We start from the raw sequence: 16,966 nt of genomic DNA on the forward strand, positions 1-16,966 counted from the left end.
TCAGTTCTCCTGTCCGTGGACGCCGCCGGGGGCGCCGAGGCTGGGCTCCAGGCGCTCCCGGATGGCCGTGGCCTTCGGGTCGAGCTTGCGGTTGGCGAAGGTCACGTAGGCGCCCGTGATCGCGAAGGTCGTGACGAACTGGAGCAGACCCAGGATCACTCCCAGATTGACGTTGCCGATCACCTGGATCGCGAAGAGCTGCGGGACGTACATGGCGAGCACCACGTACAGCAGGTACCAGACCAGGAAGGCGACGGCGAGCGGGAAGACGAAGCCGCGGTGGGTCTTGCGCAGCTCCTGGAACTCGGGCGACCGCTGGGCGGCGGGGAAGTCGACGTCGGCGACGAGGTCGTCGGCGTCGATGGGTGGCTGGTTGGACATGGGCTACCTCCTCATGTGATGTGGCCCACACTAGGCCGTTGTATGCACAGGGGCAAGGTGAAACATCCAAAAGTTGCTTCTCGAGGGGCAGGACGAACATGGAACGGTGTTTCCGGACGACATCCGGTTCAGCATGTATACACAGACGCTTGCGGCGGTCCGGTTCAGCGCGAGGCCAGGAGCAGCTGGACGGCGCGGTCCAGGAAGGCGTCCACCTGCTGCTCCTCGTAGCTGCGCTCGCCCTGCGCGGGCGGGAAGACGGCCCGGCGCAGCTCGCCCGGCTCGAGGGTTGCGGTGCCCTCCAGCCGGGCGCCGAGGCGCTCGCACAGGACGTCCACGTGCGCCGCGGAGTAGCCGTGGGCCCGTGGCCGGGAAGGACGCCGGAACCGTTGGGTGCGCGGCCGGTCGAGACGGTTCCGGAGCAGCCGGGTCAGGGCGTCGAGGTGCTCCTGCCAGGCCTCCGGGCCCCGGGCGCGCAGGCAGCGCTCGCGCTCGGCCGCGGCGAGTGCGTCCTCGGCGGCGTCGAGCAGCTCGTCGACGGCCGCCGGCCGGTAGCCGCCCCGCGCGCCGGCGAAGACGGCCGCGCGCACCTGCGTGCTGAGCAGGACCCCGGGCCGGCGCTCCGGCCCGGTGACGGGCGGCGGCTCCCGCAGGGCCGAGTGCACGGCGGCCAGGAAGTCGTCCACCTGGGCGACGTCGTAGCCGCGCTCGGACCCGGGGCACCGGGGGATGCGGGTGGGGGCCGTCGGAATCCAGGGGCGTTCGGGGGGCATGGGCTGCGGGTCCTGGACGCCCGGCTCAGGCGCTCGCGGCGAACAGCTCGAAGAGCAGGTACCCGGCGGGGACGGCGAAGAGGATGGAGTCGATCCGGTCCATCACTCCCCCGTGCCCGGGCAGGAGGGTGCCCATGTCCTTGATCCCCAGCTCGCGCTTGACCATGGACTCGGAGAAGTCGCCGACGGTGGCGGCGAGCACGAGGACCGCGGCGAGCACGGCGCCCTCCCACCAGGAGTGGTCGAGCAGCAGGACGGCGCACAGGACGCCGACCACCACCGAACCGCCCAGCGAGCCGGCGAAGCCCTCCCAGGACTTCTTGGGGCTGATCCGCGGTGCCATGGGATGGCGGCCCCAGACCACTCCCACGGCGTAGCCGCACGTGTCCGAGCCGACGGCCAGCAGCATGACGGTGAGCACCTTCAAGGCGCCCGCCTCGGTGTGGTAGAGCAGCAGGGCGATGCTGAGCAGGAAGCCCACCCACACCAGGGCGAAGACGGAGCCCATGATCGACAGGATCATGCCGTCCCGGTCCCCCAGCGCCCGCCAGCCGATCACGAGCGTCAGCCCCACGATGACGGCCATCATGAGCGTCTCGCCGCCTCCGGCGAACGCGGCGAGAGGCATCAGCACGCCGGCGGCCACCGCCGGGACCCGCGGAATGACGATGCCGCGGTAGCGCAGCGACCGGCCGACCTCCCAGACTCCGATCCCGGCGGCCGTCCCGGCGAACAGGGCCAGGACGAGGGGCTGGACGAACAGCCCGACGAGCAGGGTCCCGATGAGCACCACGGCGACGCCCACGGCGGCCGGCAGGTTCCGGCCGGCGCGCGAGGGCGCGGTGTGCCGGCGCCCCGGCGGTCCCGGGGTCGGGGCGGCGGCGGCCGGGGCGGGCGCCGGACGGGCACGTGGGGAGAAGGCCCCCCCAGCGGTTCCCGGGGAAGCCTTCGTCTCCTGGTGCGGTCGCGGCTGGTCCGGCATCAGACCTGCAGCAGCTCCGCTTCCTTGTTCTTGAGCATCTCGTCGATCTGGTCGATGTGCTTCTTGGTCGCGGCGTCGAGGTCCTTCTCCGCGCGCTTGCCCTCGTCCTCGCCGATGTCGCCGTCCTTGACGGCCCTCTCGATCTGGTCCTTGGCGTGCCGGCGGATGTTGCGCACCGAGACGCGGGCCTCCTCCGCCTTGTGGCCGACGACCTTGACGTACTCCTTGCGCCGCTCCTGGGTCAGCTCCGGCATGACCACACGGATGACGTTGCCGTCGTTGGCCGGGTTCGCCCCGATGTCCGAGTTGCGCAGCGCCTTTTCGATGTCGTTGAGGGCCGAGCGGTCGTACGGCGTGATGAGCAGCGTGCGCGCCTCGGGGTTCTGGAAGGAGGCGAGCTGCTGGAGCGGGGTGGGAGTGCCGTAGTACTCGACCAGCACGCTCGAGAAGAGGGAGGGGTTGGCCCGGCCCGTGCGGACCGCGGCGAAGTCCTCCTTGGCGCCGTCGACGGCCTTGCCCATCTTGGTCTTCGCTTCGGACATGGTCTCTGAGATCACGTAGGGGCTCCTTCGTCGGGTCGCACGGAGTCCTCCGCGCTGGGTCGGTTCGGCCGGTCGCCGCGCGGGAACCGCGCCGCCCGGCCGTGCTGGCCCCAGTCTAGCCGGGGGCCGTCCCGCGCCGGCTCACGCGGTGACGAGGGTGCCGATCTGCTCCCCGAGGATGGCGCGGGTGACGTTGCCCTCACCCTCCATACCGAAGACGCGCATGGTCACGTCGTTGTCGCGGCACAGGCTGAAAGCCGTCTGGTCCATGACCCGGATGTCGCGGGCGAGGGCCTCGCCGTAGGTGAGGGCGGACAGCCGCTGGGCGTCCGGGTTGGTGCGGGGGTCGGCGGTGTAGACGCCGTCCACTCCGTTCTTCGCCATGAGCACCTCGTCCGCGTGGACCTCCAGGGCCCGCTGGGCCGCGACGGTGTCGGTGGAGAAGTAGGGCAGCCCGGCGCCGGCGCCGAAGATCACGACGCGGTCCTTCTCCATGTGGCGGATGGCCCGGCGCGGGATGTAGACCTCGGCCACCTGCTCCATCTTGATCGCGGACTGCACCCGGGTGTCGACCCCGCACTGCTCGAGGAAGTCCTGCAGGGCCAGGCAGTTCATGACGGTGCCCAGCATTCCCATGTAGTCCGCCCGGGAGCGGTCCATGCCGGCCTGGGAGAGCTCCGCGCCGCGGAAGAAGTTGCCGCCGCCCACCACGATGGCGGTCTCGACCTGGCCCACGGTGGCCGCGATCTGCTCGGCGATGTCACGGACCACGCGCGTGTCCACCCCGATGGAGCCGCCGCCGAAGACCTCTCCCGAGAGCTTGAGCAGGACCCGGCGGCGGACGGGGGCCACCCGGGGGTCCCTGCTCAGGCGCAGGGCCTCGTCCTTGATCTCGGAGGCAGAAGTGGTGGGCATGGTTCCTCCCGGCGACGACGGAGCTGCGTGGACCGGCTCGGCCCCGCGAGGGTGCAGCTGGCTCGGGGGCGGGCCTCCCTCAGCATACAGAACACGCCTGCCCCCCGACGCCCGCGCCCGGGGCCTCGCGGACGTCGTCGCAGGTGGGGCCAGGAACGACGGAGGAGGCGTTCCTGCGGTGCAGGAACGCCCCCTCCGCGGAGCGGGCGCGGCGCCCGGGGCGGGACCCGGTCAGGCGCCGACGCGGAAGCGGGCGAAGGCCGTGGCGGTCGCGCCGGCCTCCTCGAGCACCTTGCCGACGGTCTTCTTGGAGTCCTTGGCGAAGTCCTGGTCGAGCAGGACGACGTCCTTGAAGTAGCCCTTGAGCCGGCCGTTGATGATGTTCGGGAGGATCTTCTCCGGCTTGCCCTCGGCGCGGGCGGTCTCCTCGGCGACGCGCTTCTCCGACTCGACGGTCTCGGCGGGCACGTCCTCCTGGGAGAGGAAGGTCGGGGACATCGCGGCGATGTGCACGGCGACGTCGTGGGCGACCTGTCCTGCGTCGGCACCGGCGACGGCCAGCAGCACGCCGACCTGCGCCGGCAGGTCCTTGGAGGTCTTGTGCAGGTAGACGGCCACGTTGTCGCCCTCGACGCGGGCGATGCGGCGGACGACGACCTTCTCCCCGAGCAGGGCACCGGTCTCGGTGACGAGCTCGGAGACGGCCTTGCCGTCGGCTTGGGCGTCCATGAGGGACTCGAGCGTGGTGGCATCGGCGGCCACGGCGGCGTCGAGCACCTTGTTGCCGAACTCGACGAACGGGGCGGACTTCGCCACGAAGTCGGTCTCGGAGTTGACCTCGACCATGTACCCGACGGTGCCCTCGACGCGCGCGGCGACGAGGCCCTCGGCCGTGGCCCGGCCCTCGCGCTTGGTGACGCCCTTGAGGCCCTTGACGCGGATGATCTCCTGGGCCTTCTGGAGGTCGCCGTCGGCCTCGTCGAGCGCCTTCTTGACGTCGAGCATGCCGGCGCCGGTGCGCTCGCGCAGGGCCTTGATCTCGGTGGCGGTGTAGTTCGCCATGGAAACTCCTCACTCGGTCGGTGGTGCCGGCCGGGGCGGGCGTGGGCCCGCCCCGGCCGGCACCGGGCGGGGACGGTGCCCCGCCGGGGGAATCGGACGGTGGACGGAGACTACTCGGCGGCGGTCTCGGTCTCGGCCGGAGCCTCGGTCGCAGCCGCGGTCTCGGTCTCGGCCGGAGCCTCGGTCGCGACAGCGGTCTCGGCCGGAGCCTCGGTCGCAGCCGCGGTCTCGGTCTCGGCCGGGGCAGCGGTCTCGGCCGGAGCCTCCGTGGCGGCGGTCTGCTCGGCGGCGTGCTGCTCGAGCAGCTCGCGCTCCCACTCGGCCATCGGCTCGGCGGCCTGGTCGGCGCCGCCGGACTTCTTGTTGTGGCGCTCCATGAGGCCCTCGGCCACGGCGTCGGCGATCACGCGGGTCAGCAGGTTGACGGAGCGGATCGCGTCGTCGTTGCCGGGGATCGGGAAGGCGACCTCGTCGGGGTCGCAGTTGGTGTCGAGGATCGCGACGACGGGGATGCCCAGCTTCTGGGCCTCGTCCACCGCGAGGTGCTCCTTCTTGGTGTCCACGATCCAGATCAGGGACGGGGCCTTGGTGAGGTTGCGGATGCCGCCGAGTGTGCGCTCCAGCTTCTCCTTCTCGCGGCGCAGGAGCAGGAGCTCCTTCTTGGTGTACTGCGAGCCGGCGACGTCGTCGAAGTCGATCTCCTCGAGCTCCTTCATGCGCTCGATGCGCTTGGAGACCGTGGCGAAGTTGGTGAGCATGCCGCCGAGCCAGCGGTGGTTCACGTAGGGCATGCCCACGCGGGTGGCCTGCTCGGCAATGGCCTCCTGGGCCTGCTTCTTGGTGCCGACGAAGAGGATGGTGCCGCCGTGGGCCACGGTGGTCTTGACGGCCTCGTAGGCGCGGTCGATGAAGGACAGCGACTGCTGGAGGTCGATGATGTAGATGCCGTTGCGCTCGGTGAAGATGAAGCGCTTCATCTTCGGGTTCCAGCGGCGGGTCTGGTGGCCGAAGTGCACGCCGCTGTCGAGGAGCTGGCGCATGGTAACGACGGACATGTCGTCTCCTGGTCTCTCGTGCGGGAGGGCGTGCGACGACGCCCGGCCCGCGGGTTCGGTTCTCGGCTGCGTCCGGCGGACGAGCCCCTGGCGCAGCGGTGGGCGGACCCTGCGGGTCCGTCTCCCGGCCGCCGTGCCGCACCCCGCCGGGACGGGGAACGCGGACCGGGGCGGCCGGACCGGGACAGGAGGCCCCGGTGGCGCTGCGCGCGAAGTCAGCTGCTCGCCGACGCGCCGTCGGCTCCGGCGTCGGGGCCGGGTCCGGGATGGTCGCGAGGGCACACCACGAAGGGCGCGTCAGAGCACACTGCGGGATCGAGTGTACTACAGGGCCTCGTCCACCCTGCACACGGCCGGCGGCTGCCGGACGGGCTCCGGGTGCGTCCACAGCACGGTGGGTGGCAGCCCTCCGCCCGGCACCGGCGACCGACAGTGGGTGCATGCCCTTCCGGTCCTTCCTGCACTCCCGACTCCTCCGGGTCCTGGGCCCGCCGCGCTCCCCGACGGCGCGGCCCGGGAGGAAGCGCTCCGGCACGGTGCCGGCCGGGATGCTGGTGCTGGTGCTCGTGCTCGGGGCCGCGCTCCCCTCCCCCGGCTCGGCGGCGCAGGGATGGGCGTGGCCCCTGTCGCCGCGGCCGGCCGTGGTGGGCGAGTGGGCCCCGCCCGCCCAGCCGTGGGCGCGGGGCCACCGGGGCGTGGACCTGGGTGCGGCCCCGGGGGCGAGCGTGCGCGCCCCGGCGGCGGGAACGGTGAGCTTCGCGGGGTTCGTGGTGGACCGCCCGGTGCTCACGCTCGACCACGGCGGGGGTCTGCGCTCGAGCTTCGAGCCCGTCGAGTCGGCCCTGGTCGCCGGGGACCGGGTGAGCCGCGGTCAGGTCGTGGGCGTGCTGCGCGGCCGCGACCACTGCGGTCCGCGGACCTGTCTGCACTGGGGCGTGCGCCGGGACGGCGACTACGTCAATCCGCTGCAGTTCGTCGGCGAGCTCGAGCCGTCGGTGCTGCTGCCGGTGCCCGAGCGGCTGCGCGCGGCCGCTCAGCCCTCGCCGTCCTGAGCGTCGTCCACGCCCTGCTCGACCTCGTCGACGACATCCTCGGCGCCCTCCTGGACCTGCTCGGCGCCCTCCTCGACCTCCTGCTGGACCTGGTCGGCGCCCTGCTCGACGTCCTCGGCGGTGGTGTCGCAGCCGGTCAGTGCGGCGAGCGCCAGGGCAGCGACGGACAGGAGGCTCCACGGCGTGCGGCGGCTCATCTCGGCGTCCTCTCGGTGGGTGGTGCGCGGATCGGACTCCCAGTGCACCACATCCACGGGGGACGCGCACCCGGTGGCCGGTCCGGGCCGACAGAGCACCCCTCCCACCGGGAGATCCACGGTGAGAGGGGTGACGAGTAGGGCCGGTGGGGCTTGAACCCACGACCGAAGGATTATGAGTCCTCTGCTCTGACCAGCTGAGCTACGGCCCCGCGCCGGGACGGGCCCGGCGGCGCAGCACCACGTTACCGCACGAGCGAGGCCAGCCTGATCCGCATCCGTCGCGGTCCCGCGGCCCGGGTGGGCACGGGCTCCGGGTGCTCGCCGCGGTAGAGCCGCAGGAACGTCTCCAGGGTCCGTGGGAAGCTGTGCTGCGCGACCTTCCGGCGGCTCTCGCGGCCCATCCGTTCTCGCTCCTCGGGCGGGGCGCCCAGGACGAGGGCGAGCTTGCGCGCGAGGTCCTGTACGTCGCCCGGGACGAAGAGCCAGCCGTTGACCCCGTCCTCGGCCAGGTGGGGCAGGGCCCGCGCGTCGGCCAGGACCACGGGCCGGGACGCCGCCATCGCCTCGAGGGTGACCAGCGACTGCAGCTCGGCCGTGCCCGGCTGGCAGAACACGTCGGCCCGGAGGTAGGCCGCGCGCAGGTCGTCGTCCGGGACGTAGCCCAGGAAGCGGACCCGCTGGGCCACCCCGAGGGCCCTCGCCAGCTTCTCGAGCGCGGGGCGCTGCTCGCCGTCGCCCACGAGCTCCAGGTGGGCGTCGAGCTCGGCGGGCAGCATGGAGAGGGCCTCGATGAGCACGTCCACGTTCTTCTCGACCGCCAGCCGGCCGGTGAACAGCACGGTCGGGTGCTCGGCCGGCTGCCGCCGCTCGCCGTCGTGGGCCTCGTAGTCGGCGATCCGGATGCCGTTGGACACGGCGAGCACGGTGTCGGGGAAGCCGTTGCGGCACATGGCCTCCACCGCGAGCGGGGTGGGCGCGGTCACCACGTCGCAGGCGCCGAACACCCGGACCATGTCCCGCCACGACACGGCGCGGTACCGCTCCAGCACCCACGCCGGGAACGGCAGGAACGGCTCCAGGTTCTCGGGGACGAAGTGGTTGGTGGCCACCGTGCGGATGCCCCGCCGCCGGGCCTCCCGCACCAGCATCCGGCCGAGGATGTAGTGGTTCTGGACGTGGACGACGTCGGGGCGCACCTCGTCCAGCACGCGGCGGATCTCCTCGGCGACCTGCCACGGGAAGCACAGGCGGAAGTACGGGTGCGTGAACGCCCGGTGGGACCGGAGGCGGTGCTCGACCACGCCGTCGTCATCGGCGCGGTACGACGGGCCGGAGCCGGGGCGGGCGCACAGGACGTGCACCCGGTGACCCTGCTCGTGCAGGCCCCGGGCAAGACGGTGCCCGAACTGCGCGGCTCCGTTGACGTCCGGCGGATAGGTCTCGGCACCCAGGAGGACGGTCAGGGGGCGGTCGGCGGTCACGGTGTGGGCGCTCAAGCGTCTCTTCCCGGTCGGTCGTGTGCTGGGCGGTCGTGCACTGGACGGTCGTGCGCTGTGCGGCGCGGCGCGGGGTGCTGTGCCGGGAATCCCGGGGCAGACTGCGCCCGGTCCTGCCGTGCGAGTTCGGCGCGGCGTTCGAGCACCTCCGGGTGGTGCTGCGAGAGCACGGCGACCCCGACTATAGCAAGGCCGCCCGCCGCGGCCATGAGCACCCCGAGCGGAACGGAGAAGCCCGGCGCCGCCTCGCCCAGGACCAGCAGTCCCAGGAGGACGCCCACCATGGGGTCGATCACGGTCAGACCGGCGATCACGAGGTCCGGCGGACCCGCCGCGAAGGCCGTCTGGACGAACCACCCGCCGAGCACGGCCGCGACGACGGCCGCGCCCACCGCCAGCCAGTTGACGTCGTCCAGGGGCGTACCGGTGCTGCCCTGGATGCGGATGAGCGTCAGCCGCACGAGCACCGCCACGAAGCCGTAGAGGATGCCCGCCCCCACCACGTAGAACGTCCCCCCCAGGCTGCGGCCGAACATCGCGGCGGAGACCCCCAGGACGCAGGTCAGCACCACGAGCATGACCACCACGGTGTGCTCGGCCCACTGCGAGATGCCCTGGGCGGGGTCGGTCGCCGCCACGGCGCACGTCACGAAGACCGCGCCGCCCGCGGTGCACAGCCCGATCGCCGTCCACGTGCGCCGGTTGATCCGCAGCCGTCGGTGCCGGGCGTGCAGCAGCGTGGTGATGACCAGGGCCACGACGCCGATCGGCTGGACCACCGTCACGGTGGCCAGTCCGAGCGCGGTGACGTTGAGGCCGGTACCGGTGCCCAGCAGCGTCAGCCCGAGCAGCCAGCGGGGACGGCGCAGCAGTGCCGGGATGTTGCGCAGACCGAGCCGTCCGTGCGCGACGTCTGCCACGGCGCTGCCCTGCTGCTGCGTCCCGACGGCCAGGCACACGGCCGAGAGCAGTGCCAGGGCCACGGCCAACCACTGGCTCATGGCTTCCACCGATCTGTCGTCACGCCCGGGAGTCTATCGAGCCGGCCGACACGGCCGCCCCGGGTCGCGTGGACACCCGGTGAACGCACGGGGAAGGCCCGGAAGCCTGTGGCTTCCGGGCCTTCGACCGGTGCGCTCGTCCACGGGCGGCCCGTGGACGAGGACGTCACCGGAACAGCTTGCGGAGGAAGACGACGAACGCGCTCCCCGCCACGGCCAGCACCGTGAGGGGCTGCCACCGCTCGCCCAGCCCGGACTGAGCCGTGGCGGACGTCGATCCGGCCGTCGCACCGAACCTGGACCCGAACGTCGCACCGCTCTTCGAGCCGGACTTCGAGCCGTTCTTGGCGAGCAGGCCCTTCACGTCCTTCGGGGTGGTCTTCACCGTGCGGCTCGTGCGGTCCACGAAGCCCTTGGTGGTGGACTGGATGGCCTCCGCGCGGCCCTGGACGTCGTCGCGCAGCGTCTTGAGGTGCTCTCGGCGCAGCTTGAGCCGGTGCCGGAGCTGCTCCTCGGTGGGCGCCGGAGGCTTCTGCCGGGCGGGGTCCTGCGCGGCCTCGCGCTTCTCCTGCTCCTTGCGCTCGCGGGCCAGCTGCTCCTCGCGCTGGACGCGGCCCTCGGTGTAGGCGGAGCCCTCCTTGACCACGCCGAGGTCGTACTTCGTCCCGAAGACGGCCTTGCGCGGCACGAGCGGAAGTGCCTTCTTGATGGTGGACACTCCGATGAGCGCCGCGACGGCGAGGATGATCAGGAACAGCACGGCGAGCAGCAGCGCCGCGAGCCAGGCCGGCATGATCTGCGACAGCCCGGCGATCGCCGCGCCGACCAGGGCGATCGTGGCCAGCAGCAGGAAGACCAGGCCGACGACGACGAAGGCCGCCCCCTTGCCCAGCGTCTTCGCCTTCTCCGTGAGCTCGAGCTTGGCGAGCTGCGCCTCGTCCTTCAGCTGCTTGGGCAGCAGCCGAGCGAAGACCTTGACGACGTCGAGGATCGACGCCGTTCCGGGATCGGAGTGCTCCGACCTCGTTCCAGACGTCCCGCCCGTGCTGGGGCCTACCGAATGACTCATGCCCGCCTCCGTTGATGATGAGAAAAAGTACGTGGACTGAGCACCAAGCTACCATCGGGGACGCCGGGGGCGGGCGAGCACGGGGCCGCGACGTGGCCTGCCCGGACGTGCGGGGGGGCCCGCCCGGTTCCCCGGACGGGCCCTCCCGTCAGTGCGTCAGGATGGGGCTCAGCGCTACTTATCCTTCTTGCCGCTGCCCTTGCCCTTGTCGTGGTCCTTGTCGTGGTCCTTGTCGTGGTCCTTGTCGTGGTCCTTGCCGTGGTCCTTGTCGTGGTCCTTGTCCTTGTCCCAGCGCCGGTCCTCGTCCTGCTCGAAGGAGACCTTCACGTACCGCTTGTCGCAGACCTTGTCCGACTTGCCGGTCTTGTCCACCTTGCGGGCGTCCTTGTAGTAGTCCCACCAGTCGCCGCCGTGGCACTTCTCCTTCGCGATGGACGCCGCCTTCTTGAGGTCCTTGTCCTCGTATTCCTTCGTCTTCCAGTGGCCCTTGTGCCGGTACTTGACGACGACGTCCACTTCGCCGTTGTTCTTCTCCTTGTGCCAGCTGTGCTTCTTGTCGTCGCCCTTGCCCTTGTCGTCCTTGCCGCCGTCCGCCAGTGCCGGTGATGCTCCCCCGAGCAGCAGTCCTGCGACCGCGACACTCGCTACCATCTTTTCCAGAGATTTCACTGTGTTCCCCCTAGGTGTGAAAGGTGAGGTCAGCGTAATTCGCTTCTGACAAGGCGCTCAATAGCAAACGGTGACGTTACGGACGCGTTACGGTCACGGTTCGGCACTACTGAGCGGTGGACCGGACGGTAGCTCCGAAGTGCAGGACTCGGCTCGGCAGGCCCCTCGGAAGCGGCCCACCCGCCCGTTTGTCGGGCAAAGAGCGGGCATTACTTTCGCGACTGGATGCGAGTCAATGGAAGTGAGCCTCGATCCGGGCTCCTGCCGGAAGGACGACCACCATGACTGCCATCCCCCACGCCCACCCCGCCGAGTCCCTGGTGCGGGCCGGCGTCGTCGGGGCGCTCGCCGCCCGGGGCGTCACCGTCACCTCCACCGAGATGCTGTTCGACGGGCAGGAGTGGGCCGTGACCGTGTCCCACCACCCGCCGGAGATGTCGGAGAACGACGTGCGGGTGTCGGTCTGGACCGCCGTCCTCAACTACACGGCCGTCTTCGACGTGCCCGCCCCCGCGGAGGGGGTCCGGATCAGCATTACCGGATGAGGCGACGCCGCTCCGGAACGACGCCGGCGCGCCGGCACGACAGAGGCCCCCACCGGCGTCGGACGCTGGTGGGGGCCTGCTGGGCGGCTCCCCCGACTGGACTCGAACCAGTAACCCTTCGATTAACAGTCGAATGCTCTGCCAATTGAGCTACGGGGGACCGTGCACGCACGCGTGCAACGAGCCATCACTTTACCGTTCGCGCCGGGCTTCGACAAATCCGGCCCCGCGCGGCCGCGTCAGTCCTGGCGGAGGCCGCGCCGCTGCATCTCCAGCTCCAGCAGCTCCCGCTGGAGCTCCTGGTAGCGCTCGCGCTGACCGGTGGGGTCGGTGCGCTGGAGCTCCGCCAGCCGGTCCGACTTGCGGCGGTTGATCTGCAGCTCGAAGAGTCGGTTGAGGATGTCCGCGGTGTAGCGCTCCAGCTGCAGCTGGGTGGTGGCCGGAAGCGGCGTCACCGCGAGCTCGGCGAGGTAGCCGTGCAACGGCTCCGGCAGGCGCCCGCGCACCGCGTCGACCCAGACCTGCCCGCTCGGCTCGGCGGCCCCGTTCCCGAGGAGCTCCGCGCGGGCGGCCAGCACCGCGTCGTGCACGGCCCCGTGCACGGGATAGCGGAAGGCGCTGAGGCCGAACTCCTCCCAGTGCCGCTCGAGCATCAGGTCCGGGCACTGGATGACGGTCTCGAGGGCCTCGCGCTCCATCCGCGCCACGGGCTCGCGCGGGTCGGGGAGCTCGACCGGGACGGGTCCTGACGCCTCCGGCTCCGCCGACCGGTGCGGCGCGGGGCTCTCCTCGCGCCGGGCGCGGCCCGCGGAGTCGACGGCCCGCTGGACCTCGGCGGGCTCGAGGCCGAGCCAGCCCGCGAGCTGCCGCGCGTAGGCGGGGCGCAGGGAGCGGTCCCGGATCCGCGCCACGATGGGCGCGCAGGCCCGCATCGCCCGGATGCGGCCCTCGATGGTGTCCAGGTCGAAGTTCTTCAGCGTCGCCCGGATCGCGAACTCGAACAGGGGGCGGCGGTTCTCCACGAGCTCGGTCACGGCGGCGTCCCCGCGGGCGAGCCGGAGGTCGCAGGGGTCCATCCCGTGGGGCTCGACCGCCACGTAGGTCTGCGCCACGAACTTCTGGTCCTCCTCGAACGCGCGCAGGGCGGCCTTCTGCCCGGCGGCGTCGCCGTCGAACGTGAAGACCACCTCTCCCCCGCCGCCGTCGTCGGAGAGGAACCGCCGGACGATCTTGATGTGCTCGGCCCCGAAGGCGGTGCCGCACGTGGCCACCGCCGTGGTCACGCCCGCGAGGTGGCACGCCATGACGTCGGTGTAGCCCTCGACGACGACGAGGCGCCGCTGCCTCGCGATCTCGCGCTTCGCGAGGTCGATGCCGTAGAGCACCTGGGACTTCTTGTACAGGGCGGTCTCGGGGGTGTTGAGGTACTTCGGACCCTGGTCCTCGTCGTGGAGCTTGCGGGCGCCGAAGCCGATGACCTCGCCGGCGACCGCGCGGATGGGCCAGACGAGCCGGCCCCGGAACCGGTCGTAGAGCCCCCGGTTGCCCTCGGAGAACATGCCGGTGAGCTTGAGCTCCTGGTCCGTGAAGCCGCGGTCCCGCAGATGCTTGAGGAGGTGGTCCCAGCCGCGGGGCGCGTAGCCCACGCCGTAGCGCCGGGCGGCCTCGCCGTCGAAGCCCCGCTCGCCCAGGAACTGCTGGGCGGAGGCGGCCTGGCGGGTGTAGAGGTTGCGCTGGAAGAACTCGGCCGCGACCTTGTGGGCGTCCAGCAGGCGCTGGCGGCGGCCGACCTCCTCCTTGTTCGGCCCGGAGCCCTGCTCGTAGTGCAGCTCGTAGCCCACCCGGGCCGCGAGCTTCTCCACGGTCTCCGAGAAGGTGGTGTGGTCCATCGTCATGAGGAACGAGATGACGTCCCCGGACTCGTCGCAGCCGAAGCAGTGGAAGGTGCCCATCTGCGGCCGCACGTGGAAGGAGGGGGTGCGCTCGTCGTGGAACGGGCAGAGGCCCTTCCAGGAGCCGATGCCGGCGCTCTTGAGGGTGACGTAGCCGTCGACGATCTCCTTGATGTCGGTGCGCGCCCGCACCTCGTCGATGTCCTCGCGTCTGATCAGTCCTGGCACACGGCCAGTCTAGGCGCGCGGCCCGACGCCCGAGGGCCGGGGCCCACCGCGTGGTGGAGCACCGCGCGACCCGGCCGGTCCACAGTCATGGACCGGGACCGGGAACCGCGCCGGTGGAGCGGGTCACCAGAGCGGCTTGTCCCCCACGCGCCAGTGGGTGCCGCGGATCCGGTCGTGCAGGGACACGGCGGACAGGTCGGTGAGGGACGCGACCTGGTCCACGACGAGGCGCAGGCGGGCGGCCTCCGTGCCCGGCCCCTCGCCGAGGTCGCGCCAGTCGGCGGCGAAGGCGGGCGAGAGGTAGCGGCCGTCGGAGTCCATCAGCGCGCCCACCAGGATCGTGAGCACCTCCTGCTGGTTGTCGTAGATCGGCTGGGCGTCGCGCACCGCGATGACGTAGGTCGTGGCGATGCCCTTGAGCACGCCGATCTCCTCCGCGGTCCCCTCCGGGACCACGAGCTGGGCGTCGTAGCGGGTCAGCGGGTCCTCGCCGTAGATGTCCCGGGTGGCGCCGACCGCGGACATCGCGAAGCGGCCGATGAGCTGGCTCGTCATGTTCTTGAGCCGGGCGAGGTCTTTGCGGGACCCGTCCATCTCCCGGACCCACAGGGACGATTCCTCGAGGCGGGTCAGGGCGGCGTCGAGGGACTCCGGGGCGGCCTCGGGCAGGTACCAGCGCCGGGTGAGCTCGAGCACCCTGTCCCGCTGGGTGGTGTCGGCGAGCCAGCCCAGCTGCACCAGCCCGGAGGCGATCGCGTCCTCGACGTCGTGCACGGAGTAGGAGATGTCGTCCGAGAGATCCATGACCTGGGCCTCGAGGCACTTCGTGCGGGCCGGGGCGCCGTCGCGCAGCCACGCGAACACCGGCAGGTCGTCCGTGTAGACCCCGAACTTCTGGGACCGCGTCCCGTCCGGGCGCCGCGGCGCCTCGTGGGCCTCCCACGGGTACTTGCACACGGCGTCCAGCACGGCGCGGGTGAGGTTCAGGCCGGCCGGGCCCCCGTCGTCGTCGAGCACCTTGGGCTCGAGCCGGGTGAGCAGGCGCAGGGTCTGCGCGTTGCCCTCGAAGCCGCCGACGTGCTGGGTCAGCCGGTGCAGGGCCGACTCCCCGTTGTGCCCGAACGGCGGGTGGCCCAGGTCGTGGGAGAGGCAGGCGGCGTCGACGACGTCGGGGTCGCAGCCGAGCATCCGGCCCAGCTCCCGGCCGATCTGGGCGACCTCGAGGGAGTGGGTCAGGCGGTTGCGCACGAAGTCGTCGGTGTCCGGGGAGACGACCTGGGTCTTGGCCGCAAGCCGCCGCAGCCCCGAGGAGTGCAGGATCCGGGCGCGGTCCCGCTCGAAGTCGGAGCGGTACTTGTTGTGGTGGTCCTCCGCCACCCAGCGCGCGACGTCGCGGGCCTCGTAGCCCGGGGCGGGCGCGCCGGTGCGGTCGATCTCGATGGACGTGTGGGGCATGCCCGGTCCTTTCCGTGTCGTGGGCGCCGGCTCAGCCGCCGGAGACGTCGAGCTCGGCGGCGACGAGGCCGAGCCGCTCGGCGCCCCCCAGCTCGCGGGAGCCCAGCCAGCCGTCCGGCAGGTGCGGCTTCTTCGGCGAGCCGGCGCGGCCGCGCGGACCCTCGACCGCCTCGCCCGGGTAGCCGAGGGACAGGTCGAGCTCGCCCAGCAGCTCGCGCAGGGTCGCCAGGTCCGGCACCTGGGCCATCCGCGCACGCAGCTCCCCGCCCACCGGGTAGCCCTTGAAGTACCAGGCGACGTGCTTGCGGATCTCCCGCAGGCCCTTGGCCTCGTCGCCGAAGGTCTCGACGAGCAGCTCCGCGTGGCGGTGGATCGTGCGTGCCACGTCCGCCACTCCGGGACGGAAGCGGTCGGGCCGGCCCTCGAAGGCGGCCTGCAGGTCGCCGAACAACCAGGGGCGGCCCTGGCACCCGCGGCCGATCACGACGCCGTCCACACCGGTCTGCTCGACCATGCGGACGGCGTCCTCGGCGCTCCAGATGTCGCCGTTTCCGAGCACGGGCACGTCGGGCAGCGCCTCGCGCAGCTGCGCGATGGCGTCCCAGTCGGCGGTCCCGGAGTAGTGCTGCTCGAGCGTGCGCCCGTGCAGGGAGACGGCGGCGACACCGCAGTCGCGGGCGATCCGGCCCGCCTCGAGGAACGTGAGGTGGTCGTCGTCGATGCCCTTGCGCATCTTGACGGTCACGGGGACGTCCCCCCGGGACGCCTCGTCGACCGCGGTGCGCACGATCGCGGTGAACAGGTCGGTCTTCCAGGGCAGGGCGGACCCGCCGCCGCGCTTGGTGACCTTCGGCACGGGACAGCCGAAGTTCAGGTCGATGTGGTCGGCCCGGTCCTCCTCGACGACCATCCGCACGGCCTGGCCGACGTGCACGGCGTCCACGCCGTAGATCTGGATGGAGCGGGGCGTCTCGTCCGGGTCGTGGTCGATGATGCGCATGGACTCGGGCCGCCGCTCCACGAGGGCGCGGGCGGTGACCATCTCGGTGACGTAGAGGCCGCCGCCGTACTCGCGGCACAGCCGGCGGAACGCCTTGTTGGTCACCCCGGCCATCGGCGCCAGCACCACGGGGACGTCGATCGTGAGGTCGCCCAGGTGCAGCGGCGGCAGGTCGAGCCGGGCGGGGTGGTTCTCGGTACGGGTGTCCATCACCGGGGAATTCTCTCACGGACGGGAACGGCGCACGGCCCCGGAGGGGCCCCCGGGGCCCAGTGGTGCCCTGCGGGCGTCAGAACCAGCGGGGGTTCTCGACCTCGGCGCCGACCTCGAGGCGGCGTCCGCCGCGCCCGGAGGCCCACTGCGCGACCGCGGGCAGGTCCCCGCGCACCAGGACCTGGAGTCCTGGCCGGCGGCGGCCCCGAGCGCGCCGAGCTCCGGGGCGTCGGAGACCTCGATCCGCAGCCCGGGGTCCGTGCCCTTCGCGGCCCAGCTGCCGACCGACCGGCTCTACGGCGAGCAGGGCTGCACCGCGGCCCGGGCGGACGGCGAGCGCGTCGGAACGAGCACGGCCGGCTGAGCGCGGCCCCTGCCGGGTCCGTGCAGGACACGCGGATGGCCCCGGCACCTCGACGTGCCGGGGCCATCCGCG

The 16,966-nt window shown here is 72.1% G+C and carries 18 protein-coding genes and 2 tRNA genes; 3 read left to right on the top strand and 17 right to left on the bottom strand.

What is annotated here, in order from left to right; genetic code table 11:
* The 7 genes from ACFYE1_RS03620 to rpsB all read right to left on the bottom strand — a co-directional run bounded on the left by ACFYE1_RS03620 (position 1) and on the right by rpsB (position 5,710).
* A complete protein-coding gene (locus ACFYE1_RS03620; protein WP_387740031.1) occupies positions 1-381 on the bottom strand; it encodes a DUF485 domain-containing protein in 381 nt (126 codons plus the stop codon).
* Between the two features lie 164 nt (positions 382-545).
* On the bottom strand, positions 546-1,154 hold the full coding sequence (locus ACFYE1_RS03625; RefSeq protein WP_387740033.1) for a DivIVA domain-containing protein: 609 nt from the start codon (positions 1,152-1,154) through the stop codon (positions 546-548).
* 25 nt (positions 1,155-1,179) lie between these two features.
* A complete protein-coding gene (locus tag ACFYE1_RS03630; RefSeq protein ID WP_387740034.1) occupies positions 1,180-2,136 on the bottom strand; it encodes a phosphatidate cytidylyltransferase in 957 nt (318 codons plus the stop codon).
* Entirely contained in the window at positions 2,136-2,693 is a 558-nt protein-coding gene (frr, locus tag ACFYE1_RS03635; protein WP_387740036.1) for a ribosome recycling factor, read from the bottom strand. Before frr ends, ACFYE1_RS03630 begins: the two co-directional genes overlap by 1 nt.
* Positions 2,694-2,819: 126 nt before the next feature.
* Positions 2,820-3,593, bottom strand: coding sequence for a UMP kinase (gene pyrH / locus ACFYE1_RS03640; RefSeq protein ID WP_387740038.1), 774 nt, complete (start codon positions 3,591-3,593; stop codon positions 2,820-2,822).
* A 231-nt stretch (positions 3,594-3,824) separates the two neighbouring features.
* Positions 3,825-4,655 carry a translation elongation factor Ts gene (tsf, locus tag ACFYE1_RS03645; protein WP_387740040.1) on the bottom strand — a complete coding sequence of 277 codons (831 nt, stop codon included), beginning with the start codon at positions 4,653-4,655 and terminating at the stop codon, positions 3,825-3,827.
* A 110-nt stretch (positions 4,656-4,765) separates the two neighbouring features.
* A complete protein-coding gene (gene rpsB / locus ACFYE1_RS03650) occupies positions 4,766-5,710 on the bottom strand; it encodes a 30S ribosomal protein S2 (protein WP_387740042.1) in 945 nt (314 codons plus the stop codon).
* 440 nt (positions 5,711-6,150) lie between these two features.
* On the opposite strand from rpsB, the gene ACFYE1_RS03655 reads away from it, so the two are divergent.
* A complete protein-coding gene (locus ACFYE1_RS03655; protein WP_387740044.1) occupies positions 6,151-6,762 on the top strand; it encodes a murein hydrolase activator EnvC family protein in 612 nt (203 codons plus the stop codon).
* Here ACFYE1_RS03655 and ACFYE1_RS03660 read toward each other — a convergent pair.
* From ACFYE1_RS03660 to ACFYE1_RS03685, 6 genes are all read right to left on the bottom strand, one after another.
* Positions 6,744-6,959: a hypothetical protein gene (locus tag ACFYE1_RS03660; protein WP_387740047.1), complete on the bottom strand. Its 216-nt coding sequence runs from the start codon at positions 6,957-6,959 to the stop codon at positions 6,744-6,746. The genes ACFYE1_RS03655 and ACFYE1_RS03660 overlap by 19 nt on opposite strands.
* 138 nt (positions 6,960-7,097) lie before the next feature.
* A tRNA-Ile gene (locus tag ACFYE1_RS03665) sits at positions 7,098-7,171 on the bottom strand.
* A gap of 33 nt (positions 7,172-7,204) precedes the next feature.
* A complete protein-coding gene (locus tag ACFYE1_RS03670) occupies positions 7,205-8,458 on the bottom strand; it encodes a glycosyltransferase (protein WP_387740049.1) in 1,254 nt (417 codons plus the stop codon).
* A complete protein-coding gene (locus ACFYE1_RS03675) occupies positions 8,455-9,459 on the bottom strand; it encodes a DMT family transporter (RefSeq protein WP_387740050.1) in 1,005 nt (334 codons plus the stop codon). The genes ACFYE1_RS03670 and ACFYE1_RS03675 overlap by 4 nt, the downstream gene beginning before the upstream one ends.
* A gap of 166 nt (positions 9,460-9,625) precedes the next feature.
* Positions 9,626-10,528, bottom strand: a complete 903-nt coding sequence (locus tag ACFYE1_RS03680; protein WP_387740053.1) for a phage holin family protein — start codon at positions 10,526-10,528, stop codon at positions 9,626-9,628.
* 174 nt (positions 10,529-10,702) lie between these two features.
* Complete coding sequence (locus tag ACFYE1_RS03685; protein WP_387740055.1) at positions 10,703-11,179, bottom strand: hypothetical protein; 477 nt, start codon at positions 11,177-11,179, stop codon at positions 10,703-10,705.
* Positions 11,180-11,478: 299 nt separating this feature from the next.
* Between ACFYE1_RS03685 and ACFYE1_RS03690 the strand changes: the two genes are divergently transcribed.
* Positions 11,479-11,742, top strand: a complete 264-nt coding sequence (locus tag ACFYE1_RS03690; protein WP_387740057.1) for a hypothetical protein — start codon at positions 11,479-11,481, stop codon at positions 11,740-11,742.
* An 87-nt stretch (positions 11,743-11,829) separates the two neighbouring features.
* Here the strand turns inward: ACFYE1_RS03690 and ACFYE1_RS03695 are convergent.
* The 4 genes from ACFYE1_RS03695 to dusB all read right to left on the bottom strand — a co-directional run bounded on the left by ACFYE1_RS03695 (position 11,830) and on the right by dusB (position 16,527).
* Positions 11,830-11,902: transfer RNA gene (locus ACFYE1_RS03695), tRNA-Asn, on the bottom strand.
* Between the two features lie 79 nt (positions 11,903-11,981).
* Positions 11,982-13,862: a DNA primase gene (gene dnaG, locus ACFYE1_RS03700; RefSeq protein ID WP_387740059.1), complete on the bottom strand. Its 1,881-nt coding sequence runs from the start codon at positions 13,860-13,862 to the stop codon at positions 11,982-11,984.
* A gap of 123 nt (positions 13,863-13,985) precedes the next feature.
* On the bottom strand, positions 13,986-15,317 hold the full coding sequence (locus tag ACFYE1_RS03705; protein WP_387740061.1) for a deoxyguanosinetriphosphate triphosphohydrolase: 1,332 nt from the start codon (positions 15,315-15,317) through the stop codon (positions 13,986-13,988).
* 31 nt (positions 15,318-15,348) lie between these two features.
* Positions 15,349-16,527 (bottom strand): tRNA dihydrouridine synthase DusB, encoded by a 1,179-nt coding sequence (gene dusB, locus ACFYE1_RS03710; protein WP_387740064.1) that lies wholly within the window; start codon positions 16,525-16,527, stop codon positions 15,349-15,351.
* On the opposite strand from dusB, the gene ACFYE1_RS03715 reads away from it, so the two are divergent.
* Entirely contained in the window at positions 16,520-16,894 is a 375-nt protein-coding gene (locus tag ACFYE1_RS03715) for a hypothetical protein (RefSeq protein ID WP_387740067.1), read from the top strand. The genes dusB and ACFYE1_RS03715 overlap by 8 nt on opposite strands.
* Positions 16,895-16,966: the final 72 nt, after the last annotated feature.

The sequence above is a fragment of the Kocuria nitroreducens genome (genome assembly GCF_042879195.1).
Taxonomy (GTDB): domain Bacteria; phylum Actinomycetota; class Actinomycetes; order Actinomycetales; family Micrococcaceae; genus Kocuria; species Kocuria nitroreducens.

What these genes read in the sequence shown, in the direction of transcription:
- ACFYE1_RS03630 (WP_387740034.1), bottom strand. Translation starts at nt 2,136, where the DNA reads ATGCCGGACCAGCCGCGACCGCACCAGGAGACGAAGGCTTCCCCGGGA.
- ACFYE1_RS03625 (WP_387740033.1), bottom strand. Translation starts at nt 1,154, where the DNA reads ATGCCCCCCGAACGCCCCTGGATTCCGACGGCCCCCACCCGCATCCCC.
- ACFYE1_RS03680 (WP_387740053.1), bottom strand. Translation starts at nt 10,528, where the DNA reads ATGAGTCATTCGGTAGGCCCCAGCACGGGCGGGACGTCTGGAACGAGG.
- tsf (WP_387740040.1), bottom strand. Translation starts at nt 4,655, where the DNA reads ATGGCGAACTACACCGCCACCGAGATCAAGGCCCTGCGCGAGCGCACC.
- dusB (WP_387740064.1), bottom strand. Translation starts at nt 16,527, where the DNA reads ATGGACACCCGTACCGAGAACCACCCCGCCCGGCTCGACCTGCCGCCG.
- ACFYE1_RS03675 (WP_387740050.1), bottom strand. Translation starts at nt 9,459, where the DNA reads ATGAGCCAGTGGTTGGCCGTGGCCCTGGCACTGCTCTCGGCCGTGTGC.
- pyrH (WP_387740038.1), bottom strand. Translation starts at nt 3,593, where the DNA reads ATGCCCACCACTTCTGCCTCCGAGATCAAGGACGAGGCCCTGCGCCTG.
- ACFYE1_RS03685 (WP_387740055.1), bottom strand. Translation starts at nt 11,179, where the DNA reads ATGGTAGCGAGTGTCGCGGTCGCAGGACTGCTGCTCGGGGGAGCATCA.
- ACFYE1_RS03620 (WP_387740031.1), bottom strand. Translation starts at nt 381, where the DNA reads ATGTCCAACCAGCCACCCATCGACGCCGACGACCTCGTCGCCGACGTC.
- ACFYE1_RS03690 (WP_387740057.1), top strand. Translation starts at nt 11,479, where the DNA reads ATGACTGCCATCCCCCACGCCCACCCCGCCGAGTCCCTGGTGCGGGCC.
- ACFYE1_RS03660 (WP_387740047.1), bottom strand. Translation starts at nt 6,959, where the DNA reads ATGAGCCGCCGCACGCCGTGGAGCCTCCTGTCCGTCGCTGCCCTGGCG.
- ACFYE1_RS03655 (WP_387740044.1), top strand. Translation starts at nt 6,151, where the DNA reads ATGCCCTTCCGGTCCTTCCTGCACTCCCGACTCCTCCGGGTCCTGGGC.
- ACFYE1_RS03705 (WP_387740061.1), bottom strand. Translation starts at nt 15,317, where the DNA reads ATGCCCCACACGTCCATCGAGATCGACCGCACCGGCGCGCCCGCCCCG.
- rpsB (WP_387740042.1), bottom strand. Translation starts at nt 5,710, where the DNA reads ATGTCCGTCGTTACCATGCGCCAGCTCCTCGACAGCGGCGTGCACTTC.